At 48.7% G+C, this 24,725-nt stretch carries 24 protein-coding genes; 17 read left to right on the forward strand and 7 right to left on the reverse strand.

From position 1 onward, the window contains the following. Positions 1-73 precede the first annotated feature (73 nt). The 5 genes from FS806_RS19015 to FS806_RS19035 all read left to right on the forward strand — a co-directional run bounded on the left by FS806_RS19015 (position 74) and on the right by FS806_RS19035 (position 7,280). Complete coding sequence (locus FS806_RS19015) at positions 74-982, forward strand: ABC transporter permease (RefSeq protein ID WP_260982170.1); 909 nt, start codon at positions 74-76, stop codon at positions 980-982. A 15-nt stretch (positions 983-997) separates the two neighbouring features. Further along, positions 998-1,882, forward strand: coding sequence for a carbohydrate ABC transporter permease (locus FS806_RS19020; RefSeq protein ID WP_144939794.1), 885 nt, complete (start codon positions 998-1,000; stop codon positions 1,880-1,882). 43 nt (positions 1,883-1,925) lie between these two features. Continuing rightward, on the forward strand, positions 1,926-3,587 hold the full coding sequence (locus tag FS806_RS19025) for an extracellular solute-binding protein (protein ID WP_144939796.1): 1,662 nt from the start codon (positions 1,926-1,928) through the stop codon (positions 3,585-3,587). A gap of 447 nt (positions 3,588-4,034) precedes the next feature. After that, positions 4,035-4,901, forward strand: coding sequence for a metallophosphoesterase family protein (locus FS806_RS19030; RefSeq protein ID WP_144939798.1), 867 nt, complete (start codon positions 4,035-4,037; stop codon positions 4,899-4,901). Between the two features lie 138 nt (positions 4,902-5,039). Then, positions 5,040-7,280, forward strand: a complete 2,241-nt coding sequence (locus FS806_RS19035) for a right-handed parallel beta-helix repeat-containing protein (RefSeq protein ID WP_144939800.1) — start codon at positions 5,040-5,042, stop codon at positions 7,278-7,280. A gap of 218 nt (positions 7,281-7,498) precedes the next feature. Here the strand turns inward: FS806_RS19035 and FS806_RS19040 are convergent, their stop codons facing one another. Continuing rightward, positions 7,499-7,813, reverse strand: coding sequence for a DUF2628 domain-containing protein (locus FS806_RS19040; RefSeq protein ID WP_144939802.1), 315 nt, complete (start codon positions 7,811-7,813; stop codon positions 7,499-7,501). Between the two features lie 457 nt (positions 7,814-8,270). Between FS806_RS19040 and FS806_RS19045 the strand changes: the two genes are divergently transcribed. Continuing rightward, the gene (locus tag FS806_RS19045) at positions 8,271-8,567 is read left to right on the forward strand and encodes a hypothetical protein (RefSeq protein ID WP_144939804.1); all 297 of its coding nucleotides are present in this window, start codon (positions 8,271-8,273) and stop codon (positions 8,565-8,567) included. A gap of 215 nt (positions 8,568-8,782) precedes the next feature. Then, positions 8,783-8,926, forward strand: coding sequence for a hypothetical protein (locus FS806_RS26300; RefSeq protein WP_222126716.1), 144 nt, complete (start codon positions 8,783-8,785; stop codon positions 8,924-8,926). 71 nt (positions 8,927-8,997) lie between these two features. Here the strand turns inward: FS806_RS26300 and FS806_RS19050 are convergent, their stop codons facing one another. The 5 genes from FS806_RS19050 to FS806_RS19065 form a co-directional block, all read right to left on the reverse strand. Then, positions 8,998-9,867 carry a glycosyltransferase family 4 protein gene (locus FS806_RS19050; RefSeq protein WP_260982171.1) on the reverse strand — a complete coding sequence of 290 codons (870 nt, stop codon included), beginning with the start codon at positions 9,865-9,867 and terminating at the stop codon, positions 8,998-9,000. Beyond that, positions 9,861-10,121 carry a glycosyltransferase gene (locus FS806_RS26835; RefSeq protein ID WP_260982172.1) on the reverse strand — a complete coding sequence of 87 codons (261 nt, stop codon included), beginning with the start codon at positions 10,119-10,121 and terminating at the stop codon, positions 9,861-9,863. The genes FS806_RS19050 and FS806_RS26835 overlap by 7 nt, the downstream gene beginning before the upstream one ends. 266 nt (positions 10,122-10,387) lie before the next feature. Further along, a complete protein-coding gene (gene yedF / locus FS806_RS19055) occupies positions 10,388-10,615 on the reverse strand; it encodes a sulfurtransferase-like selenium metabolism protein YedF (protein ID WP_144939806.1) in 228 nt (75 codons plus the stop codon). A gap of 3 nt (positions 10,616-10,618) precedes the next feature. Then, positions 10,619-11,809: a selenium metabolism membrane protein YedE/FdhT gene (yedE, locus tag FS806_RS19060; protein WP_144939808.1), complete on the reverse strand. Its 1,191-nt coding sequence runs from the start codon at positions 11,807-11,809 to the stop codon at positions 10,619-10,621. Positions 11,810-12,440: 631 nt separating this feature from the next. Continuing rightward, positions 12,441-12,959, reverse strand: coding sequence for a GNAT family N-acetyltransferase (locus tag FS806_RS19065; RefSeq protein ID WP_144939810.1), 519 nt, complete (start codon positions 12,957-12,959; stop codon positions 12,441-12,443). 193 nt (positions 12,960-13,152) lie between these two features. Here FS806_RS19065 and FS806_RS19070 point away from each other — a divergent pair, with 193 nt between their 5' ends. From FS806_RS19070 to FS806_RS19095, 6 genes are all read left to right on the forward strand, one after another. Then, on the forward strand, positions 13,153-13,524 hold the full coding sequence (locus FS806_RS19070; protein WP_144939812.1) for a GntR family transcriptional regulator: 372 nt from the start codon (positions 13,153-13,155) through the stop codon (positions 13,522-13,524). A gap of 106 nt (positions 13,525-13,630) precedes the next feature. Next, positions 13,631-13,927, forward strand: a complete 297-nt coding sequence (locus tag FS806_RS19075) for a hypothetical protein (protein ID WP_144939814.1) — start codon at positions 13,631-13,633, stop codon at positions 13,925-13,927. A gap of 28 nt (positions 13,928-13,955) precedes the next feature. Beyond that, entirely contained in the window at positions 13,956-14,615 is a 660-nt protein-coding gene (locus FS806_RS19080) for a hypothetical protein (RefSeq protein ID WP_222126717.1), read from the forward strand. Positions 14,616-15,121: 506 nt separating this feature from the next. Then, entirely contained in the window at positions 15,122-15,916 is a 795-nt protein-coding gene (locus FS806_RS19085) for a sulfite exporter TauE/SafE family protein (RefSeq protein WP_260982173.1), read from the forward strand. A gap of 184 nt (positions 15,917-16,100) precedes the next feature. Next, a complete protein-coding gene (locus FS806_RS19090) occupies positions 16,101-16,898 on the forward strand; it encodes an arylamine N-acetyltransferase family protein (RefSeq protein ID WP_144939820.1) in 798 nt (265 codons plus the stop codon). A gap of 648 nt (positions 16,899-17,546) precedes the next feature. Next, positions 17,547-17,810: an FIMAH domain-containing protein gene (locus FS806_RS19095; protein WP_144939822.1), complete on the forward strand. Its 264-nt coding sequence runs from the start codon at positions 17,547-17,549 to the stop codon at positions 17,808-17,810. Positions 17,811-18,018: 208 nt separating this feature from the next. On the opposite strand, the gene FS806_RS19100 is transcribed toward FS806_RS19095, so the two are convergent. After that, complete coding sequence (locus tag FS806_RS19100; RefSeq protein ID WP_144939824.1) at positions 18,019-19,194, reverse strand: ROK family transcriptional regulator; 1,176 nt, start codon at positions 19,192-19,194, stop codon at positions 18,019-18,021. Positions 19,195-19,791: 597 nt separating this feature from the next. On the opposite strand from FS806_RS19100, the gene FS806_RS19105 reads away from it, so the two are divergent. The 4 genes from FS806_RS19105 (at position 19,792) to FS806_RS19120 (ending at position 24,345) form a co-directional block, all read left to right on the forward strand. Continuing rightward, positions 19,792-21,255: an ABC transporter substrate-binding protein gene (locus FS806_RS19105; RefSeq protein WP_144939826.1), complete on the forward strand. Its 1,464-nt coding sequence runs from the start codon at positions 19,792-19,794 to the stop codon at positions 21,253-21,255. Positions 21,256-21,316: 61 nt separating this feature from the next. Next, positions 21,317-22,264, forward strand: coding sequence for a carbohydrate ABC transporter permease (locus tag FS806_RS19110; protein WP_144939828.1), 948 nt, complete (start codon positions 21,317-21,319; stop codon positions 22,262-22,264). Positions 22,265-22,297: 33 nt separating this feature from the next. Continuing rightward, the gene (locus FS806_RS19115; RefSeq protein WP_144939830.1) at positions 22,298-23,134 is read left to right on the forward strand and encodes a carbohydrate ABC transporter permease; all 837 of its coding nucleotides are present in this window, start codon (positions 22,298-22,300) and stop codon (positions 23,132-23,134) included. Positions 23,135-23,226: 92 nt separating this feature from the next. After that, a complete protein-coding gene (locus FS806_RS19120; protein WP_260982174.1) occupies positions 23,227-24,345 on the forward strand; it encodes an SGNH/GDSL hydrolase family protein in 1,119 nt (372 codons plus the stop codon). Positions 24,346-24,725: the final 380 nt, after the last annotated feature.

The following is a 24,725-nucleotide window of genomic DNA, read 5'->3' on the forward strand; positions in this document are numbered from 1 at the left end:
ACCGGGTATCATCATCCGAGGGGGAAAAAAGAAAGCAGCCCTCCCGAAAGGGAGAGAGCCCGTAAGCAAAAAATTGCAGAGTCCGCTCCAAAGAAGGCTACGCCGTAATTTGGATTTGTATTTGTTGATTCTTCCTGTACTCGTTTACTTTGTCCTCTTTGAGTATTATCCGATGTATGGAGTGCAGATTGCGTTCAAGGATTTTATTGCGACTAAAGGGATTTTGGGCAGCCCGTGGGTAGGCTGGAAGCATTTTGTGCGCTTTTACGAAAGCTTTTATTTCTGGAGATTGATCAAGAATACGCTCGGGATCGGTTTGTATGAGCTCGTTGTCGGCTTTCCCATTCCCATTCTGTTGGCGTTAATGATTAATGAGGTCCGTTCCCGGCTGTTCAAGCGGGTCGTTCAGACCGTCACTTACGCTCCCCACTTTTTGTCCACCGTCGTCATTGTCGGTATGCTGTTCTTGTTCCTGTCTCCACAAACCGGAGCTGTTAATCAACTGCTGCAGTGGTTCGGCTTCGAGCCCGTATCGTTCATGACTTCGCCGGGTTGGTTCAAGACGGTGTATGTCTTGTCCGGAGTTTGGCAGCAAATGGGCTGGAGCTCGATCATTTATTTGGCGGCGTTGTCCGGGGTGGATCCTCAGCTTCACGAAGCGGCCAAAGTGGATGGCGCCGGCCGGCTGCGGAGGGTTTGGCATATTAATCTTCCCGCTATTGCACCGACGATAGTGATTCTGCTTATTCTTAACGTCGGAAGGGTGCTCAGCGTTGGCTTCGAGAAAGTTTTCCTGATGCAGAACTCACTGAATATGGACGCTTCCGATGTGATTGCGACGCATGTCTACCGAACGGGAATTATTGGGGCTCAATACAGCTACTCAGCGGCGGTAGGGTTGTTCAATGCGGTGGTCAACTTCTTGATGCTGGTGGTGGTCAATTACATCGCGCGCAAAGTTAACGATACCAGTTTGTGGTGAGGGGGCATCATGTAGATGGTGTACAAGAGCCGGGGAGAACGTGTCTTTGAAGGAATTGTCTATGCAGCCCTGGGATTGGTGCTGCTTATCGTTATCTACCCGTTAATCTATGTTTTAAGCGCTTCACTCAGCGAGCCGGCGGCCATTCTGCGAGGGGAGATCTGGCTGCTTCCCAAAGGCTTCACGTTCGATGCTTATCGAAAAGTATTTGAAAACCGGGACATTATGACGGGGTATCTTAATACGATTCTGTATACGGTTACGGGGACGTCTATTAATCTATTGTTTACGACCATGGCGGCCTATCCTCTTTCCCGCAGAGATTTCTACGGGCGCAACCTCATTACGGCGCTCATTGTTTTTACGATGTTTTTCAGTGGCGGGATGATCCCTCTCTATTTGTTGATCCGGGATCTGCACATGTTGAACACGATCTGGGCACTGGTCATTCCCGGGGCGGTGTCGGTATGGAATATTATCATTATGCGGACATTCTTTCAGACCAGCATTCCATTCGAAATTCAGGAATCGGCCTTTATTGACGGCTGCTCGAATATTCAAACGCTCCTCCGTATCGTACTGCCCTTGTCCATGCCGATTATTGCGGTCATGACGCTGTTTTATGCGGTAGGGCATTGGAATGCTTTTTTCAACGCACTGATTTATTTGACCGATCGCGACAAATATCCGTTACAGTTGTTCTTGAGGGAAATTTTGATTCAAGAGCAAATGGATGAGATGGCCTCGTCTAACGATGATACTCTAATGAATTACATGCTGCAGATTGAAGCATTGAAATATGCGGTCGTGGTGGTGGCTAATCTGCCCATGCTGATACTGTATCCCTTCTTGCAAAAATATTTTGTCAAAGGAGTTATGATCGGGGCGCTTAAAGGATGATATTCTAGACAAAGAAAACAAGAAAACAGGAGGAATCCTTCTAATGAAAATAAATAAATGGGGATCGCTGCTGCTTGCGGCGGTGATGGCTCTGACCCCCTTATTATCTGCCTGTGGCAAGGAAGGAAGCTCTCCAGGGACGGGGAGCCAGGGAGGTGAAGCACAAGGAGAAGCGAAAGGGGAAGGGCAAGACGAAGCCGGCAATCTCAATCCAAGCGGATTTCCGATTGTGAAGGAACCGATTTCCCTTACTTTCTTTACCGGTAAGGATGCATCCAACAGCAGTAAATTCGAAGAAACGTTCGTCTGGAAAGAATATGCGAAAATGTCCAATATCCAGGTGAATTTTCAGCTGGTGCCATTTGAAAGCCTAACAGAAAAACGCAATCTGGCGCTGGCGAGCGGAGATTACCCCGATGTGTTCTATACGGCCAGGCTGAGTGCAACGGATCTGATGAAATATGGCTCGCAGCAGGAAGTGCTGATTCCATTAAATGATCTCATTGATCAGTATGCGCCGAATTTCAAAAAGCTGCTGGATCAGTATCCGGATTTAAGAAAAGGGCTGACGATGCCGGACGGCAATATTTATTCGTTCCCAACCTTTTACTCTCCCGAGTTTCTGCCTATGTTGATCGGGACGCCACTGTGGATCAATAAGGACTGGTTGGACCAATTGAATATGCAGGAGCCGCAAACGATTGAAGACTATTACAAATTCCTGCAAGCGGTCAAGACGACCGATCTTAACGGGAATGGCCGAGCGGACGAAATTCCATACAGCGGGTCTAATATCAATGTATTGAAGTATTCGCTTCAAGGGTCATGGGGTCTGGGTAATCGGGGGCTTGGCCATCTATTTGTCGATATGGACCCGGACCAGGATCAGCTGCGTTTTTTCCGCCTCGATCCGAAATATAAAGAGGTTCTGGAATTTATTCATAAGCTGTATGTTGAAGGATTGATCGATCCGGAAATCTTCACGATTAAGGATAGCGCATTCCGAGCCAAAGGAGCCGAAGGAAACATCGGATCGGCCATTACGACTAATCCGGTTACCGCTTTTAATTTAGACCATTACATCGGTTTAGGGGCACTGAAAGGGCCTCATGGCGATCAATTATACTCCCATGTGAAATCGCCTTTGGTTCAACCCGGATCTATGGCGATTACCAATAAAAACAAATATCCGGAAGCGACGGTCAGATGGATCGATTATTTCTACAGCGACGAGGGGGCCCTGTTCTATTTTATGGGAAAAGAAGGGGTCACTTATACGAAAAAGCCGGACGGATCCTTGGAATACGTAGAGGATATTACCAATAACCCGAACGGTCTTACGATGACCCAGGCAAGAACTAAATATTTCACCTGGAACGGGGGAAGCTATCCCGGCTTCGTCCAAGCGGAATACTTCCAGGGAGCCGAATCGCTGCCGAATGCTATAGAAACAGGGAAGAAGGTAGAGCCGTATGTGCCGCAGGAAATATGGAATGCGTTCAACTATACGGAGGAGGAGGCAGAATTCATGACGTCGGTCGGCTCGGATATCCATACTTTTATTCTAGAAACCGAGGCCAAATTGATTGCCGGCGACACTCCTTTTAGCGAGTGGGATAAATATGTCGATACGGTGAAGAAGATGGGGCTTGATAAATATATGGAAATTGAGCAAGCGGCTTACGAGCGGTATAAGAATAACTGATGGCGGGGGAGCGGTCTCCTCTCCCCTTCCGTATAAGTGGTAAAGCTTCTTACCGATGCTCGCTCCTCCGGCGTGTATTGCGGTGCTGCATGAGGTTGGCCAAGCAGTCTCATGCTGCCCTAGGCAAGAGAAGGAACAAGTTAGGGAAGGTGCAATGGACCAAAATGAAGGAAACATGTGAAGAAGGAAGGGGGGAACAAATAGGAGAACAACAGTATAAATAAATCTGGAAATCAACTGAAGGAAGATTCGAAGGGACAAATGAAAGAACGAGTGATGATAGAACAATTGAAGAGGCGCGGGAAGGAATAGTAAACAAACTAGTGAAGGAGTTGGCTAAGGGCGCAGCGAAGGAACTAAAGGAACAAACCATGACATAAACCGGGGCAATCGTTTACGATCCTGTGTTGCTTGGGATTGCATTATGGATGAGGGAGAGAAGTTTCCATGACACGTTTTCTTTATTTGACAGACACTCATTTCGGCGCCAATCCGATTGGCTTTCATCAGCAGACGGCCTATCCGGAACGCCTGGCCGATCTGATTAACGCGCTTCGTGGAGAAGTGATCCGGCATTCCGCCGATTTCGTTATTCACGGTGGAGATCTGATAGACTGCTGCAGTGTCGATTTGATTCGTCAGGCCTATGACCTGTTGAAGCTGCCCGTTCCCGTCTATTTATGTCTGGGGAACCACGATTTGGACCGCCCCGACGCAGTGGAGCTGTGGTTGTCACACGCTCCGGATTTGTTTATCGGCGGTTCCCCCCATTATGAGGTAGTTTGCACTTCCTGTGTCGTCCACGTTATGCCCAATCATTGGGAGAGCGGCTACGAGTATTACTGGAAGGGCGCGCAGATGCCATGCTTCACCGAATCACAGCTCCATCGGTTGGAACAGGCCATTGAGGCTCACCCAGGGAAGGCGCATGTGCTCGTCACCCATAGCCCGGTCTTTGGCATGAGCCGGGAGCAAAGCGGACTGGACCGAGTCATCCATGATGCGCCTGAAACTTTTCGCCAATCCATCGTTAATCTGGTTCGCAAGCATCCGGGCTTGAAGGTGGTCTTATCCGGGCACAACCATCTCAACACACTTCATTTGACCGAGGAAGCCGCCTTCGCCTCCGCCAGCTCCCTGGTCGAGACTCCGTTCGAATATAAACTGGTCGAGGTCTCGGATACACAGATGAGAATGACGACCCATCGCCTGGATTTGTCGGGCCTGACAGGATTTAGTCCGGATTATAATGAAGCTCGCACTTATGTACAGGGGAGGGAGCAGGATCGGGAGTTCATCGTGGCAATCCCTTAGGATGAGTGGCGAATCGCTTGTTAAGTTAAGTCTCCAATGTACGACGAATCGTTCCCGCTTGATCTGCAATAGCCTTTAGTTACGGCTTGCAAGCCCGGGAGAAGTAGATCCACCCTTATTAGAAATGGAGGAATAACTATGAATGAAAGCCGAAGCGGTCAGAAACCGAAGAGTGAGGAGGGTGCTTCCTCATCCGGCAGTATTAGCCGAAGACGCTTTGTTACCTCGCTCGGAATATTGGCCGGTGCGGCAATAACCAGTCAGATTCCGGCGGGAATACAGGCCTATGCCCAGGAAGATAGCGCAGAATTATGGAGCGCCGAAGGGAGTAAGAAGGCAAAAACGTCTGTTCATATAGACTGGTATAATGTCAAAGATTACAATGTTCTTGGCAACGGGTCCCGAGATGACGCTGCTGCCTTGGAAGCGTTAATTCAATCTACAGCACAGCGTGCGGAGGCAACCTTGTATTTTCCTGCGGGAACTTACCGGATTGGCAGTCACTTGACTTTTCCCCGAAGAGTTCACTTGCGTTTCGACTACGGCGCAATGCTGGTTCCGGATGCCGGCGTGATCGTCAAGATCCAGTCTTCGGTAGAGGCCGGGCTGGGTCACATTTTCGGCGGGGCGGGGAAGGTAACAGGCGACTTCTATGGGCAAGGGGTATATCCGCAATGGTGGGGAGCGAAAGGAGATAAACAAACGGACGATACGGAGGCATTCCGGAATGTGTTTCGGCTGTCGAAGGACAATCAGATTTCTGTAACCGTTTACGTTCCGCGAGGGGATTATGTTTGGTCCCAGCCTGTTGTCGTTTATGGAAACACTTCGGTCATCTGTGAACAAGGAGCGGTGTTCTGGCGGAATCACGGAAATACGATGATGTACAACTATGAGTATAATGGCGAGGCCAATGCCGGCTATAGCGGCAACGGGAATATTCTGTTCGAGAATGCCCGTTTCGAATTTGTCGGGTTAAATCCGTCTGTCTTATGTTATGAGGATGGCAACATACTCCAATTTGCCCATGCGTCGGATTGGACTTTTCGGCACTGTGAATTTTATGATGTCATTGATGCTCATGCGATAGAAATCAATTCCTCCCAGAACGTTGTTATTGACGGCTGTAAATTTTATGGTTACCGGGAATTGGCGAATAATCGCTGGTATGTGGAGGCGATCCAGATCGATCACGCCTCGACAAGCGGGATTCAGGGGGCCCTGCCGTATGATGACACGCACTGTAAAAACATTACGATCCAAAATTGTTATTTTGGCAAAGGTCATAGTTATACATTCAACAAAGGGGGGATTGCTACTACGGTAGAGTTCAAGGCCTGGACAGCCGGGGTCGGCGGACACACCCATAAGGAAGGAAAATGGCACCAGAACATTACGATCCGAAACAACACGTTTGAAGGAATGCGCTATTATGCGATACGCCCCTACAAGTGGCTGAACACGTTGATCGCAGAGAACCGATTCTATGAATGCGGGGGCGGCATTTATGCCGTAAGCGGGGCCAATCATGCCGTCTACGGAGCAGCCGGACCCTTCCGGAGATTGTCGATTGTGAACAATCAGTTTATTAATGGGGTGGCGGTTTATCCGGACTTTTTTGCAGGGAATCGGCGGTTTATGATAGGTATCTTTTCGACGGATGTCGTTTCCGAGGATGTGCAGATTGCCGGAAACACCTTTAGCGTAGCTGAAGATACAGGAATCATTATAAGGAACGTCAAGCGCATATCGGTCTGCAATAATACGATTAACTATATGAAAAAGGACGCCATAGAGATTACCGGCTGCTTGAATGTGACTGTGCAAGGAAATCAAATCTTCAAGCCTTCCGAATATGGGGTGCTGCTGAAAAACTGCAATCATTGCTTGATCCTGGATAATCAGATTAACGAGGCTCAAAAGCAAAGTATTTATATAGAAGATGGGGAAAATGTGCAAATTGGCGGAAGTGTAATAACGAATGGGCGTGAAACCGGAATTGGCTGCGAAGGACTGCAAGGATTAATTGCAAAAGATAATCAGATCAGCGATTCACCCAACGCCCTGATAATTAACCATTGCCGAAATGTTAGAGTTATAGGAAATCATGCGGCGCGGATGTCCACGAATGGTATGGAAATTGCCGCAACTACCGGTTTGCTTGTTTCAGGCAACTTTTTGATCGAAGGAGCCGGCTCCGTGTACGATGCTCTCGTTATTAAGGAGGGTACGAATATGGGCGTTGTTAGGGACAACATCCTGTCCGGAGCCTTCCGCAGAGGGATTTGGTTCGAAGGGACGACATCGAATATTAAATACGGATACAATGTGGGGCCGGTCCAAAATGACAGCAGTCAGGTCGAGCCTCTGCAAGACTAATAGAAGGGGAGATCTGCTAAATCTGCGCTGCTTACCGGTGATCCGGCATGTTTTGTAATATTGTTAGTGAGATATATTTATTTCTAAAGGAACGGTCCTTCTTTGGAGGGCCGTTTTTAAATGGACACCTGTTAGGAGGGCGATAAGGATGAAGGGAGTCTGAAATAAACGGAGGCCTTAACCTCGATTTATTAATCGTGTTAAGGCCACTTGCTAGATTAAGCCGTTCTAGAAAGAATTTGACTATTCTCTAGAACAGATCTCGACACCTCATTTGCCGGACGATATCCTTTTTCTATCAGACCTTTTATGTATATCTTGCTGTATATAAAGGAAAAAATGATACCGCTTACCCATCCGCCAATACCAAAGGTAAACGAGCCAAAAGCGAGAGCGACAATAAACATGATCGCGGCCCATTTTAAATCTCCACGGAAAAGAGCGGGGAAAAATCCAAAAAAGAGCGTAGTCCAGCTAAATCCGACTTTAACTTCTTTGGATAGACCGCTCTCGGTGCTAAGCAAGACCTTCATTGCGCAGCCACCTCCTTTTAAATGTTAAGTGAGAATAAAATAGTCCGAGAAGATAGTCTTAATGGACTACTCATCTCCATGGGGCCTGTCCTTAAGTGCTAATTTATCACAAAATTTTACAAATACAACTGTTTTTTTATTTTTATCAACATCAGAATGTCTAAGATCGGAATGATAATGGGTCTTTTGTAATTGGTCGAAAGGACTATTCTCTTGGAGGGGGATACCAGCTCTTCTTGAGGATACATTTGTATATCAAATTTTTAGGAGGGGTAGGAGATTGTATTAAATCTTTTTCTAAGACTTCCGATGACTATTTAAAGGACTAAAGGTGGTTAAAGGATCGTTTTAACTAAAAAGGTATGCAGTTACTTACAAGATATTGGTTTGGACCTATCGGGTCAAGTAAGCAGACGTAGTCCAATCAATTGCAATATAGAAAAGGGGAGCATAAGGAATGTGGAGTGAAATAGCCGATTTAATAAAATTAAATCCGGCCTGGTCTCTGGTTATTACTATATTGGGGACGCTGCTTGTTTGGTTGTATAAAGAATTTAAAGTGATGCTTGCTAAGGAATTTAATGACAAGGTTGCAATTTTACAAAATAAGCTGGAGGTCTATGGAAGACTGGAAGCGGCCGTGGTTAACCTTAGCTTAATATACTGTATCCCCTCCGTAAACGCGACGAGAATTATGGCCGACAATTCCAAATATCCACTTAGCTGCCATTATCGCATGAGAGAAGTGAACTAACTGTATTTTATGTAGGTAAATTCAGGCGAATTTCTCATTTGGACTATCTAACTGGAAAAACTACAGTTAAAGTGGAGGATTTCTGTTGATTTCGGCCATTTTGCACAAACTAGCTGTAGGTTTTCCAGTTAGTTTCCATATTTCGGATTGAGAGGGCTAAACTAACTGTATAAATTCCATTTAGCCATCCAAGGTTTGCTCATGGGACCCATCGGATGAGTGAATGGGACGAACCGAAATGGGAACTACTGGGAATCCCCCTACTGGGAGAACTTGTCGAGATCAAATGGTTCGTACTCCTTCTTGCCCAATCCCGGCCTGCGACCGGATTGAGCGATTCGGCAGGATTCCTCCGATAGCACTTCCTCCAATAACCAACTTGCCCCAATAACCAACTTCCCCCAGTTAGTAACCAACTTCCTCCAATAATCTACCTCCCCTTCTTTAGATTCATAAACAGAGATTGATAACGAAGAGCGATAGCAGGCCATCTATACCGGGCGGCAGTCCTTTGAGCGGCGTTAACCCGCTGCTTCGTCCTGGCCGGATTGTTCCACATGGCTGCGATGGCGCGGGCTATGGCGGAGCTGTCAAGAGATGCTATGACTTGGGCATTGCGGGGACTTACGAACTCCTTCAGTCCGCCCGACAGGGTCGATACAAGCGGAACGCCGCTGGCCATCGCTTCCAGAGCGACAAGGCAGAACGACTCTTTCCGGCTCGGCACTATAACGGCTCCGTACGAAGGGTACATCCGCTGTACCGCATCGTTCGAGCTTTTCTTCATCCAGTGAATGCGGTTTGCGATGCCGCTATTTCTGGCAACAGTATATAAATGATTTACATACTGTGCTTTGCCGCTTCCGACAATCGTTAAACTGACCTCTTTCCGATTTCGTGATAACAACGCAATGGCTTTAATTAAGGGTTCAATGCCTTTTGAAGGAATGAGTCTGCCAACATAAAGCAGCTTGGCCGGGGTAATATTGGCTTGTCTTGATACGAAGTTTACGCCGTGCGGGATGACGGTGATTTTAGTATGGCTGCCCGGATAAAGACGGATGATTTCAGCCGCCTGCCATTTGCTCGGAACCGTGATCCGGCTTGCGATACGAATCAGCTTCGCTTGGTTTTGTCCCGCCGGAGAACGGGCTCCCGCTGATACCATGGAATGGCATGTATAGACGATCGGAACCCGGTACAAGCTTCCGGCCGCTGCCGCAACGGCTGCAAATTCCGTGCTGTGAACATGAATCAGGTCAGGCTTGCTGCATTGGTTGGCGGCTGCTGACCTTAGCACTGCGCCGGGCTTGAAGATTGGGAGGGACGGCTAAAGTAATAAGAAGCTTTGGGAAGCCGCAGAATGCGCTGCATGCCGCCCGGGTTCATCAACGCCGGCGCTCCCGAGTCGCCGGAGCATAAGACGGTAACTTCCAACCCTGCGTTGCTTAGCGCTTTGGCCAGATGAGTGGCGGCAACCCCGAGTCCTCCGATAATATTCGGATGGAATTCATTGGTCATTACCCATAGCTTTAGTTTCCTCTCCCTATTCATGAGCGTCCTCCCCCAAACGATTTCAGATCATTTTATGAAGCTCTTAGGATAAGGTGTGGTAAATAGCCTGTATAGAGGACGAAGTTATTCATTTGCCGGGGAGTTTTCCCCTCTTTAAGTTGCGGGAGTTATGAGGTTAGGGAGGGAGAATAGAGGAGTGCATAACATTGAACATCCGACTCTATAATAAATAAGGAGAGGCCGTATCGGGCCTCTCCTTATTGTCAAGCCAGGTCAGGTTAGAAACATTCGACGAGGTAAGAACCTTAAGCTCTGATGTAAAACAGAAACTCCTGGCCGTTCTTGACCGGCTCCTGTTCAAGGGTATAGCCGTGCTTGACGACTTCCTCCGGAACGTTGCGGAACGAGGAAGGACAGTCGGTAATTACCTGCAGAAGCTGCCCCTTCTGCAAATCACGCAATGTCTCCAAGGTATAGATAACAGGATAAGGGCAGGATTCTCCTCTAAGATCTAATGTGAAGTCTGCTGTCATGTTCTATGCTCCTTTCTTAAAGCCTGTGCCGAAGCGATAATTTTTCTGCCAGTACATGGCGATAACGAAGCTTAATCCTAACAGAAGCAGCGTAACGATGAGGGCCGCAGAAGGCCCCAACTCTGCTATAAGATTAATCGGCGCTCCGCTTTGGACAAGCAAGCTGTAGACCCCAAGGTGATCCCAGGCATAAGCGAGACCGGTCGCACCGATAATATTGCCGATAAATACCGGCAGGAAGACGATTTGCCCTTCCATCAGACGGTACATCATTCCGGTTTCGCAGCCTCCGGCCATGACGATGCCCAGGCCGAACAGGATTCCGCCGACCAATGTGCTGGGGGCAGCGATTTTCGTAATCGGGTCCAGGCCGTAAGCCAGAATGATGGCCAGAGTTGCCACGGAGCTGATTGCCATACCGAAGGAGATGGCCTTCGTCATGGTGGCTCTTCCGCTGATCCATAGATCGCGGAACGCCGAGGTGAAGCAAATTTGTCCTCTCTCTATCAAAATTCCGAAGGCGGCTCCGAATATGGCCGCAACGCCCAGCATCGTGCGTCCGGTGAGGAAGAAGTAGACGATAAGCCCGGCGTATGCCAGCATAATAAGCCCGCCGATGTAAGGCTGGACTTTACGGGAACCGCCGGTCTGTGACGTCAGTCCTCCTTTAAGCAGTACGGGCTTGCCTTTCCACCAGGAGGTATTGACTAATTTGGTGCCGAGATAAGTCCCTGCGGCTGTGGCGACGATAAATATCCAGGAATGCAGGGAAAACTGCGGAACCCCGGTGAAGAAGGCAGCCAAATTGCAGCCTAATGCCAGACGGGCGCCGGCACCGGCAATGATGCCGCCGATCAGGCCCTGAACCAGGCGGCGTTTCTGCCTCGGGACGCGTATTTTGAAATTGTTGCTGAAGAGAATGGTACACAACGCCCCGATGAACATCCCCCATACAATCCAGCCGTCTGTCCGGCTCCATGTCGTTCCATCCATATGAATAAGCTTGAAATAAGCCCAATCGGAAATATCGACTCCGAACATCTCCAGCACATGGCCTCCGAGACGGGTGAATTCCCCGGTCACCGCCCATACCGTCCCGGTAATGCCGAAATAGACCGCGCTAAGGAGCCCGGCAAGTCCCATCGCAACATATGGGCTCCAATATTGGCCGAAACATCTTTCCATCACTTTCATCTGTCGATCCCTTCGATTCTATTAGATTCAACTCTTATTTAACAATACAAAGAGTTTAAACATGCCGCTATTTATTTTATCACATAAGAAACTTCAAGCGTTAAAACAAAGTCAATAAAATTTTGGCATAAAGTCCACTTCCAGACGGGGTTATTCGTCTTCGGAGCGACCGCGGTTGTAGGAAATTTAGACGTGTCAAAAGCGGGCTCGAAATTCCTGCGAAAATGCAGGAATTTCGCATCGTAACCGCGTTAAGGAAGGTTCAATGCCGTTTAGAGCAGGAACAAATTGCTGCGAATCTGCATCAATTTTGAAGCGTTGCGACCACTCTGGGAAAAAAGCCTGCGATAATACAGCAATTTCGGTAAAAAAAACCCCGGTCTCCCACGGAACGAGAAAAAAGATGCATTTTCGCAGGCTTTGCCACGGACAGGAAACCAAATGGCCAAAAGCATGCAGATTTGCAGGCTTTTAAGGTCAAGGCCCCCACCAAGTACCATAAAACCTCTCTATCGAAGCAAAGTGTGGAAGAATGATCGCGATAAGAGGAAGGTTTAGAAGCCGACATTGTTGCGGAGCGGACGGAACGCCTCGAAGCCATACTTAATAAGAGGAAGGGGTCCCGGCCGTATCAGCGTTTCGTCAGCAGACCGAGATTCCTCCAGCCGTAGGCGATTTCCGTCAGAGTAGTCCCGCCGATGTCAATTGGCTGCTGCTGAACAGGAACTCCCCCCAGAGCCTCATAGAAGCGCCGGGACGGATTATCGGCCAGTACCCAGATCAGCATGGAGTGAACATGGGCTCCTTGCAGCTCGGTGGCGATGGAATGGACCAGCTGTCCTCCGATTCCTTGTCTTTGATGGGATTTTAGCAAATAAATGGCATACAGCTCTCCCTGATATTCCGGATGATTGGTCCTCTCCCGTCCTCCGGCGGCAAAGCCGACGATTCCCTCCCTCTCCTCCGCGACATAGACAGGGCGGACGCCGGCAAGCTTCAGCATCCCCCGCCACATCTCTTCTCTTTGTTGATACGACATTCCATCCAGATAATGATCCGGAACGATTCCGCGGTAAGTCGATCTCCAGCTATCCACTTGTACTCTTGCGATGCCAGAGGCATCGTTCAGACGTGCTTTCCTTACTGTCATGATCATCCACCTATCGCATTCCTGTTTTTTCCAATAGTTTATTGAAAAAAGGAAGGGGTGTCCAGTATTTTTCGTTTTGAAGGAACTCGCCCTGCCCAAAAGGAGAGAATTATTGATAATATTGTTCTTCGCTTGTATAGTTAGTTACATGAGTAATTAACCGATTAAGTGTAAAAGCAGCAGGAGGGTGGCAATGGGATCTTTAATAGATGACAGTCGTCCGATTTTCATGCAAATTGCTGAACGAATTGAAGATGACATCCTCGAAGGAAGGCTGCCTGAAGAATCACAGGTCCCTTCTACGAATCAATTCGCTTCCTTCTATCAGATCAATCCGGCGACGGCAGCCAAAGGGGTCAATCTGCTGGTCGAACAGGATATATTGTACAAAAAGCGGGGGATTGGCATGTTCGTGGCCACGGGAGCTCGTGAGAAGCTAAGGGAACAGAGGAAAGAACAGTTTTACGAGCAGTATGTGGTGACAATGATCCGGGAAGCGGAGAAGCTTGGAATTACGACAGACCAACTGTCGGAGATGATCCGGAAAGGGGATAGGTCGAAATGAATTATGCCGTAGAGGTCAGCCGCTTGACCGGCTGCTTGAGGATTATTCGGAGCATCCGCGCACGGTTATCTAGTCCACGCATCTCATTGACGAGGTCAGCAATATATTGGAGCATGTCATCGTTATCGATAAAGGGAAGCTGCTGCTTGATGAGGAGGCGGAAGCCCTTCGCGGCCGCGCGTTTACCGTCGTGGGTCCCGCTTCCAAGGTGGAGAGCTTTACGGAAGGCAAAGAAATGATTCATCGCGAGTCGATCGGCGGTTTGGTATCAGCTGCCGTTCTGGGCCGGCCGGGGGCCGGAGAGCGGGAGCAGGCGGAAGCATTGGGTCTGGAGCTTGCCTCCGTCTCCTTGCAGCAACTGATCGTCTATCTGACGAGTGATCATTCTGCGGGAAGGCGGTGAATGCCTGATGAATAGGGTACAAGGTGTAATGAAGATGCATTTGAGAGACAGGTGGCTGTGGTTTTTCGTTCCCCTTCTGGTTCTGCTGCCCAGCTTCCTTATTAATATAACTATAAGTTATTTTGTCGAGGAGCCCATCTATACCGGAGGAATAATGTCCCTCTACATTTACATGCTGGTTGCGGGGATAATTTCCCTGGTCCAATCGTTTCCTTTCGCGTTGGGTTTAAGTGTCCGGAGAACGGATTATTTTACCGGCACTGCAATGGTTGCCGGGGCAGTCAGCATCCTGATGGCGGTTCTGCTTTTGCTGCTTTCCTTCGTGGAGAAACGGACGGGATTTTGGGGCGTGGATCTGCATTTCTTCCTTTTGCCGTATTTCAATGACGGCGGGATTGCGGAGCAGCTATGGATCTATTTTTCCATCCTGATAAACATGTTCTTTCTCGGGTTTTTCATCTCCAGCATCTATCGAAGATTCGGCAAGAAGGGTCTTGGTGTCTTCTTCATCTTGTTAGTGACGTTGATGACCGTTTGCTCGTATGTAATAACCTTTAATCAATGGTGGGCGACTATGTTTCATTGGCTGGCCGGCCACCCTGCATCGATGCTCGCTTCTTGGTCGGTTCTGTTTACGGTCGGCTATGCGATCTTGTCCTATTTCATGCTGCGCAAATCGACGGTTTAAGCAGGCATGCCTCGGGTCGTACGGGAACATCCCGGACGGCTTTTTTACAAGTTTAAGTTTTCATTAAAGCATGGAACAACTTTCTAATTGGCATAAAAAGCTACCTTTAAAACCGGGTTATTCGTCTTCGAAGAGGCTCCGTTTGGAGCTTTTTTTATTTTTTTGTCTTTCGTGCAGATGAAAATTATTGATAATAGATCGTTTGATTAAACGTCTAAAATTCGATTTTAAGGCGTTTTTGAACTTCTGTGTAGATTCCCTCGAACTAATGGATTTTATTGCCTTAAACAAGCTGAAAACCGCCTTAAAATCGATGAAAAATAAAGGTTTTAGGTCATTATAATTTATGTTATTATTGGAGCACCAGGGCGGCCGCTTGGTTAATGATAGAAAGGGGAAGTGCAGGATGAATGGTATTCAATGGATAGGACGGTTTGGTACGAAAGGAGAAGAAAGCTCTGTGAAATGGTTAATATTACAGCACGAGGCTGCCGACACAATCCAAGATGGGTTGGTTGCCGCGGGGAGTATATGACATGACGGTGACCCTGATGGTGCTGGTGGTTGCGGCTGTTTTTGCAGGTGCATTGATGAGATCGATGTTTGGCTTCGGAGAAGCGATCGTGAGCATGCCTTTGTTGGCACTGCTCCCTATTCCTCTACATACATCTGTCTCTCTGATAGGCTTGGCGGGGCTCACTGTCGCTTCCCTTACCGTATTCTGCGGATGGCGTCACATTGAACGGCAGGTTCTGATCCGGTTGGCCGCGGCCACCGTTATTGGAATCCCCGCCGGACTGGCGTTGCTTTATGTTACTCCCTCAGGCGTCGTCACTTTCGGACTCGGTGCTTTTCTGATCGCTTACGGCGGTTATTGTTTAATTAAGAAGAGCCTCACCGCGACGGCCGAACGTCCGCTTCTTCACGGTCGCGGCTGGGTGCTGCCGTTCGGTTTTGCCTCGGGGGTGCTGGGCAGCGCGTATAATATGAATGGGGTACCCGTTGTCGTTTACGGAACTTTGCGCCGCTGGCACCCGGAGCGCTTCCGCGGTACGCTGCAGGCACATTTTCTCATTTCCGGCGTTCTGGTCGTTGCGGGACACGCTCTTGGAGGATTGTGGTCTAAGGAATCGTTGATTTTGTACGGTTATTCCCTGCCGGCCATTCTCTTGGCTATCGCTCTGGGGAGTTGTTTTAATAAGCGAATCCCCGCGGCTAAATTTGACCGCTACTTATATATTATTATCATGGCGCTTGGAGTTCTGCTGCTATTCCCCCATAGCTCGTCCCTATCCAATTGACGAAGCCGCTGTTGTCTGGAATGAAGAAGTATAAGTTTCTGAAGCGGAGATGCTCACCCGGCGGATGGGCTTGTTGAAAGAAAAAGAAGTTGTTAAGATGAGGGTGTTCGATTTGTTGGAAGGGTTGAGAACTCTTCGAGATATAGCCCCGAAAGCAATTTAATACATGGAAGGAGCGGATAGAATGAGCGACAGCCGTAATCATTTAAAGCCCGATGTACGCGCTTACCTGGAACGAATAGGTTATGAGGGTCCTCTGGACGGGAGTGCAGCCGTGCTTGCCGAGCTGCAGGAGTGTCACCTGCATACGGTGCCCTATGAAAATCTGGATATTCTGAAGCGCATTCCACTATCGCTGGAAATTCCGGACCTGATCGAGAAAATCGTTGTCCGCCGGCGCGGCGGGTACTGCTTCGAGCTTAATGCCCTCTTTGGCTGGCTGCTGCGCGAGCTCGGATATCCCGTAACCGACCTGATGTCCCGCTTCTGGCGGGATGAACCTAATCCGCCGCCGAAGAGGCGCCATCATGTATTGAAGGTCAAGGCAGGGGATGCTTACTATCTGTGCGACGTGGGGGTAGGGGGAATCGTTCCCAGGCGGCCGATCTTGATGGTGGAAGGGCTGGAGCATCCGCAAGGGGAGGAGTGCTATCGCCTGGAGAGGGACCCGGAATACGGCTGGATGCTATGCGAGCTCAAGCATGGCGAATGGAGCCGATTGTATTCCTTCACCGAGGAGCCGCAGTTGGCCAAAGACTTTATTATGGCGACCTACTGGTGTGAGAATTCGCCGGAATCGATTTTTACGAAGAGCGCTATGGCGGCAATCCGCACCCGCGAAGGGCGCAACACGCTCGCCGGCAAGGAATTTCGCATATTTACCGCGGAAGGGGTGCGCAGCTTTACCCCCAAGTCGGAAGAGGAGTATAACGAGGCTCTGCGCACTTATTTCAATATTCATTTGGATAAGGCTCGGAAGTAAGGATAGGGCTGTTTGAAAAAATGAGGGGATTTAAGCCACCCGGGGATAAGCCTCGAAGGTCACACGTCACAGGGCTCCCCGTTAAAGTAAACCTTTAACGAAGCAAAGCAGGAAGAGCGACCGCGAGTAGAGGAAGGTTGAGACGCCATTATAGCGGGCACGAATTCCTGCTATTATGCATCCATTTTGAATCGATTCCAAACGCTCCGGAGAAAAGCCTGCGATAATACATCAATTTACGCATCAAATCATCCGTTCCCCCCTGAAATAAAAAAAAGATGCATTTTTACAGGCATTGCTGCGGACACGGGACCAAACGGCTAAAAGCATGCAGAATTGCAGGCTTTTAAATTCGGGCTCCCGCAAGTATTGTATGGCAGCAATTAGAGGAAGGTTTTAGACGCAAACTCTATTGGAGCGCGGAGACGAAGTAAGCTTCGAAAGCTATACGTCACACTCGGCGGCGCTCATTACTGCAATAGATCGGTTTGTGGGTCGGAATCTCACGAATGAGTACTACTAAGTGAACGACCATTAACCCGTTCATTAAGAAGGATTGCGCTGGAGTATCGATTCACCGTCGTTGCGGAGCATCCGATTCTGGGCGTTTCCGAGCCAAGCGAGCCTTTAATAGCCACTACCAACCGGATGGATCTTGCCGTTCTGGAGAATATCCTCAATCAGTATATGGCTTCGGGAGAGGTGAAGGTCCCGCTGGCCAATCAGTTGTCGCAATCGATCAAGCAAGCCAGGCATCAATGGGACAAGGGATCAGCGGATCAGGCGGTTAAGAAGCTGGAGGACTTCCAGAAGCACTTGAACAAAAAGTCTATGGCTCCTTATGTGACGGAAGCCGCCAAACGAACGCTTCATTCCAGGAGCCAGTCATTAATTCAGGTGTGGAGCAGCTAGAATTGAAAGGATAAGAAGGGGCTGTTCCAAAAGTGTTCGCATAAAACGGGAACAACCCAAAACGAAGCAAAAAGGACCTCAAATCCCACTTTGAGTGGGAACGGGGTCCTTTTTTAGCACCCAAATTTAATAGGTGGGGCTTGAAAAATCATAGATCGACTTATGAAACAACCCCTTCTCTGCCAAAGAGATTATTAGCAATATAACCCTATAGGGACAGGGTATCCAGCGGAATTTCAAAAGCCCGCTTAATGACAAGGCCGGCCGCCAGCTTGGTCTCATCCGGTTTGTCCTCCAGATGCATGATCCGGACATTGTTGACGGTAACAGGCAGCTGCTTGATTACCCTTGCTCTGATCTCAGGGATCATATAGGGGCTTATAGTACGCAGTACCCTGCCCGACAGCAGCACGCTATCGGGATTAATAAAGGTGATGATGTTGGTAATTGCGATAGAAATTCCCTCGATCACGAGTTCGTACAAGCGAAGCATCTTGGGATCGCCGTTACGTACACCTTCCGCAAATTGTTCAAGTGTACACTTCATAGATACGCTAAGACCGCTAATAGAGGCCAGGGTAGTAAGGCAACCGCTTCTTCCGCAGTGGCAAGGGTAGGCGTCCGCTCCATAGAAGCCTTTGTAATGGCCGAATTCGCCTGCCACGAAGTTCGAGCCCGGGATCAGACGCTTCTCGGAAACGATAGCACCGCCCGTTCCATAATCGAATTTTAAAGTAATATTGTCTTTGGAGTCTTTCAGACAGCCGTTCATATTTTCGTTCACGGACAATAAATTGACGTCATTCTCTATATAGACCGGAATATGATACTTGTCTTCCAGCAATTGTTTAAGCGGAAAGCGGTGGACACCTATTCCGGGAGTTCGCAGGATGATGCCGTTCTGTGAATCTACGAGCCCCTGCATACTGATGCCGATGCCCTTGATCTTGTCCAAGGCCGGCACTTGGGGAAGGAGTTCATCAATGACTTCGTGCAGCAGGCGAAGCAGGACTTCGATCGATCCATATTTATCGATGGTGCGTTCGGAGGAGGCTATGCGTTCTTGGCGCAAATTATAGACACAGCCTCGAATATATTTTCCTGCAAGCTCTATTCCGATGGCATACAGTCTGCCGCTGTTGACATGGAGCGCGATTCTTTTTCTGCCGCTTCCCGACTCCAGGGCCATATGTTCACCAACGGTAATCACCTTTTCCTTCAGCAACCGATTGACAATATTGGTAACCGTTTGCCGGCTTAATCCCGTTTTCTCTGCTAATTCCACACGGGATATCGGTCCTTCGGAATAAATAAGATAAAGTACTTTCTGTTGATTAATTGATTTCAAAAGCATATGGCTTGTTCTTTTTTCTGAGTCGCTCATGCCTTATTTTCCCCTTCCACACTCCCAGTTGTTTTCAAAAAATAAACAGCTAACGGTTTCTAATTAGCAGAAGATTCTCGCCCTAGTTTAGCACTAAAGCGGGAATAAAGAAAAGTTTCAACTTCTGCAGTAATTTAGGATTGACAATACGAAAAAGAACGATATTATTAATTATATCAATTAATAAAGCAATTTGATTAACTATTGAAAACTTTTATACTTTGTTTTTCGGGCTTGTTGCATTGTCTGATGCAGAGGCGGCGAGTTGTCTGATTGCCGGATACGGGAGAAGGCATAAGTTCTGAGAGAGTGCTATAGCTAAACATGGCATTAACGCAGGGCTAATAAGCCTCCTGATTTTCTTTAGGAAGCTCAAAGCACACGCTGTTTTAATCCCGAGAAGGAAGAACCGATGAGACTACACCAATTATTGAAAACGATTTCACAAGACGAGGAGGTGAAGCTGGAAGGAGACGACAACATTATTTTACATAATCCGTGCTCATAATTGATATTCAATTAACAAACAGGTAGTAAACTAAACACAGAATTTAGTCAATCAATTTTATTTATTAATGAAAAGGGGAGGCTATAACGATGTTCAACACTAAAATGAAAAGATGGATGTCTGCTGGAGCGGCCGCCATCCTATCGGCTACTATGCTCGCGGCTTGCGGCGGCAACGGGAATACTTCGGGACCTGCTTCATCCCCGTCGAACAGTCCGGGGCAGTCTGCAGAAGTAGAGGTATACCCTGAGAATGGATTGCCGAAAAATGAGGAGGTTACGCTTAAAGTCGGTTATTTCATTGGGGGTTACGGGCGTGAATGGTTTGATAAAGCAGTGGAATCCTTCACCAAGAAATATCCGAATGTCAAGATAGATATTACGGCATCATCGGATATGCAAACGATCCTCTCCACCAAGATTTCAGCAGGCAATGATAAAGATATGTTCGACTTGTTCAATACCGCACCTGCCGGAGGCGTTGTATCGCTGGCTGAAGCCGGGAAGCTGGAGCCCATGGACGACATTTGGGACTACAAGCTTCCGGATGTGCCTGACAAAACAGTGAAAGATCTGAGTATGCCGGGAATGTATGAATCTACACCGTTGATTCAAGGGAAGAGGTATGAATTCGCCATCTTCACCAGCTTCGGCGGACTGTTCTACAACAAGAAGCTGTTCGAGGAGCATGGCTGGAATCAAAACCCGAAAACCTGGGAGGAGTTCAAGCAGCTGTTAGCGGATATTAAGGCGGACGGCATCGCTCCAATCACGTTCCCGGGCATCCATCCCAACTATCATACGTGGGCTTTCGGACCGGCGAAAAATTTTGAATTGGCTGATATTAACGGCCATGCCGAACAATTTATCGAGAATTACAAAACTTATACGCTGCCGCAATATACCAATCCGGAAACGGTTGAGACCTGGACGCGCTTTTATGAGCTGGGTAAACTAGGGTATTTTGCAGAAGGTCTGCCGGCCTTAACCCACACGCAATCGCAAATGCAAGTGCTTCAAGGACAGGCGGCCATGGTATCGACCGGAACCCACGTCGAGAACGAAATGAAGGAAGCGACACCCGCCGATTTCGAATGGGGGTTTATGGCCGTTCCGTTCCGGGACAGCGAAGACCAGACACTTTGGATTCGAAGCGGGACTACAGGCTTCAACTACATCTGGGCGGCCAAACCGGATTTGAACAAGAAGTGGGCCAAGGAATTAATCGTTTGGCTGCTTCACCTTGATAATCAGCAAATTGCTGCGGAAGAAGCGGGTGCGCTGCCTATGCGCAAGGATTTGACGGAGGACCCGTCCCGAACGGTTAATCTTACGAGCTCGGCTCAAGCAGTTCTGAAATACATTGCGGATAATAAAGCCCATACGTATAAAGCTAGCAGATCGGTCAGCATCTCGGATCCGAACCTGGCGCAGGCAGAGAAGCTGTTGAACGAAAATATCGTGAAATTTGCTTTGGGCAAGCAGGATCCGAAGCCTATTCTGGAGGAAGCGGAGAAATTGCTGACAAAAGCGGTGGAGGCAGCGAAGAAGTAATGCTGCCATGAGCGGGGAGGCTCACTCTCCGCTCTCCATTTTATGATAGGAGTTGACTTCGATGTCCGAATCAACCGTGGTAAGGAAGCCACAAACCTCGAGAAGAAGGATGAGGCTGGATAACGCGAACACGCAGAAATATATTTTTCTCGCACTGGCTATCATCCCGCCCTTCGGAGGGTATTTGCTGTTTACTTTATTTCCGAATATTTTGTCCGTCTACTATTCAATGCTGGATTGGGATGGACTTACAGATTCCACCTTTGTCGGATTTTCAAATTTCATTACTGCGTTTCAAGATCAATATGTCTGGCGCGCCTTAACCCACAATCTGATTTTTATGGTGACGGTTCCGCTTTTCGTCGTTCTTATCTCCTTATTACTGGCTTACTTGATCACCCATAAAAGCTATCGTGAGAACGGTTTCCTGAAGGTGCTGTTTTTCTTCCCGAATGTATTGTCCACGGTTGTGGTTGCACTTCTCTTTGCATTTGTTTATGACGGCACCTATGGCCTGTTGAACGCGATGCTTAAACTGGTCGGAATAGACATGGGTAACTTTTATTGGTTAGGTAGTGACAAAACAGCGCTTGCGGCCATTATCCCGGCATGGGTCTGGGGCGGAGTCGGCTTGTACGTCATCATCTTCGCCAATGCCATGCTTGCGATTCCGAAATCGCTGTATGAAGCAGCGATCCTCGAAGGGGCCGGGCATATGACTCGTCTGTTCCGGATTACGATTCCGCTTGTATCGCCAATAATACGCGTTAGTGCGCTGTTCCTGGTGGTAGGAACGATGAAGGGCTTCGAGATCATACTCATCATGACCAACGGAGGTCCTTATGGGGCTACCGATGTCATCGGGCTCTATATGTTTAATTTGGCCTTCGGGGAAGAATACAGGAACTTCGGCTATGCGTCTGCTGTGGGGATGATTCTTTTCGTTATATTGGTCACTGCCAAGCTGCTGATGGATAAATTTTTACCAAACAGGGGCTATGAGTACTAGTCTCTATTCGCTTGAAGGTTCGGAGGGATAATTTTGAAGGAAAAACGGACATGGTTAGATGTCGTCTGGCGAATAATCCTGTACCTGTGGGCGCTGACGATTCTTTTTCCGCTAGTTTGGGTCATTTACGAATCTCTGAAGAGCAATCCGGAGTTTTTCCAGGATATCTGGGCTTTGCCTACAGAGCTTAAGTGGGGCAACTATCTGAAAGCCTGGAACCAGTACGGATTCGGACAGTCGCTTCTAAATACACTTTATTATGTTGGCGGGAGCCTGGTGGTCAGCTTGTTCTTTACGACCCTCAATGCTTACGCCCTGACACGTATGGAATTTAAGGGAAGAAAACTGATTTGGAGCCTGATCATGCTGTCCTTGTTTCTTCCCGGGGTCAACGCGCTTGTTCCCCAATATGTCATTATGCGGGAGCTCGACTTGACCAACAGCCTGACCGGCTTGATTCTGTTGTCCAGCTTGGGGGAGAGCGTGTTCTTTCTAATGCTGCTCGGAGGCTTCATGAGCTCTTTGCCGAAGGAGCTGGAAGAGAGTGCGACGATGGACGGGGCGACGCTGTTCCAGAGATTCTGGCGTGTCATCGTTCCGCTGTCCACTCCGGGGATCGTCACCGTAGCCGTATTCAAGTTTCTTGGATATTACAATAATTTCATGGGACCCTTCATCTATTTAAGCGATCCCAAGAAATATCCGATTGCGGTACAGATGTATTCCGCCAACAAGCAGATGGAATATACCGCCGATTGGGTCACGCTGTTTGCCGGAGTTACGATTGCCATGGTGCCGTCCGTCATTATCTTTATGCTGTTCCAGCGTCTTCTGATGGAAGGGGCGACGATGGGGGCCGTTAAAGGTTAATTATTCAAGGGAAAGATAACGAATTTTAATCTTGGATGGGGGGGCCGTCCATCCTGTGTAAATTTGTTTGGAGTATATGGAGAGTGGTAAGGTTGTCCGTAGAAAGTCAGACGCTGTTTCAGCTTCTGGATACGAATTTATTGCTAAAGCAGCCTAAGGGGACTTGGAAATGGCATTCTCCGCTTTCCGCTCCGTTTAAAGTGCTGGGTTTCCCATGGCTGGAGCAGGACAGGGTATACCGCCGTTTGCCGCTCCACCCCAATCATGCTTTGCCCGAAGCGGTCGATAAGCTTGCGGATTGTACCGCAGGCGGACAAATTCGCTTTAAGACCGATGCGCAGCGGGTAGCGATCCGGGTTAAGCTGCGGGGGCCGGCATCGATGGATCATATGCCTGCTACCGGCCAGATCGGTTTCGATGCTTATGTAGGGGAGCCCGGTCAGGAGCGGTACATAGGAACAAGCCGAATGAAGCCGGGAGAGCAGCAGTACGAGTCGTTGCTGTTTGAAGGTGATCAGCCGGATCGGCTGCGTACGGTCACGCTTAATTTTCCTCTGTACCAAAGTGTGACGGAAGTGATGGTGGGCCTCCCTCCGGAAGCCGCCCTGGAAGCCAATGATTTTCCAAGCTCAAGAGGCCGCCTGGTGTTCTATGGAACCTCGATCACTCAAGGGGGATGCGCAAGCCGTCCGGGTCTTGCTTATCCTCAGCAGATCGGCAGACGATTGCAGCGGGAAGTGATCAATCTCGGGTTCTCGGGCAGCGGCAAGGGGGAAGAGGAGGTGGCCAGAGTCATCCGGCTTATTCCCCATGTGGACTGCTTCATTGTCGATTATGAAGCCAACTGCTCGACAGAGCTGTATGGCCGGACTCTGGAGCCGTTCCTTCGCCTCTACCGGGAAGAGCAGCGGCTCGTTCCTATCCTGGTCGTGTCGCGGATTCCTTATGCGAAGGAGCAGGTGAACAGCATCTCCCGGCAAGACCGAATGGAACGGAAGCGAATTGCGACCGAGCTCGTCCGCAAGCTTAATGAAGCCGGCGACGACAGAGTATTCTTCTGCGACGGAGACCGGCTGCTTGGAGAGCGCTATGACGAGTGCACCGTGGACGGCGTTCACCCCAATGATTTAGGCTTTACCCGGATGGCGGAATCTCTCATTCCGGTTATATCGCAAATTCTGGAGCGTTGTTCCAGTTCAATTTGGCGGTAAATGACGTAGGCAGCTCAAAAAATCGGCATTTAAAACCGAACGTTTTAGCCTGATACGGCCCAGAGAGCTGTCCCAATATCCGGTTTGCGGATTTTCAGTACCGGAGAGCTTAGTTTTATGCGAACTCTGGGACAGGCCCGGTTGTCCGCCGGGATTGTGTAAAAGACAAGCAAAACTGCAGGTCTTTTTGGGAAGAAGCCGCGTGGTGCGTTATTCTAAAGCGATAATGCAGGTCTTTTTGGGTAAAAGTCGCCACATGCCTGATTTGAGCGTCTTTCGCCTTCTTTTTGGAAAAAGGCAGATTTTTAATGCACTTTTGGAGCGACCAAGCCTAGGTCGAGTGAGGTAGCAGGTGTGAACCCTGCTTGGAAAGACGCCAA

The sequence above is a fragment of the Paenibacillus sp. 32O-W genome (assembly GCF_007679495.1).
Lineage (GTDB): Bacteria > Bacillota > Bacilli > Paenibacillales > NBRC-103111 > Paenibacillus_L > Paenibacillus_L residui.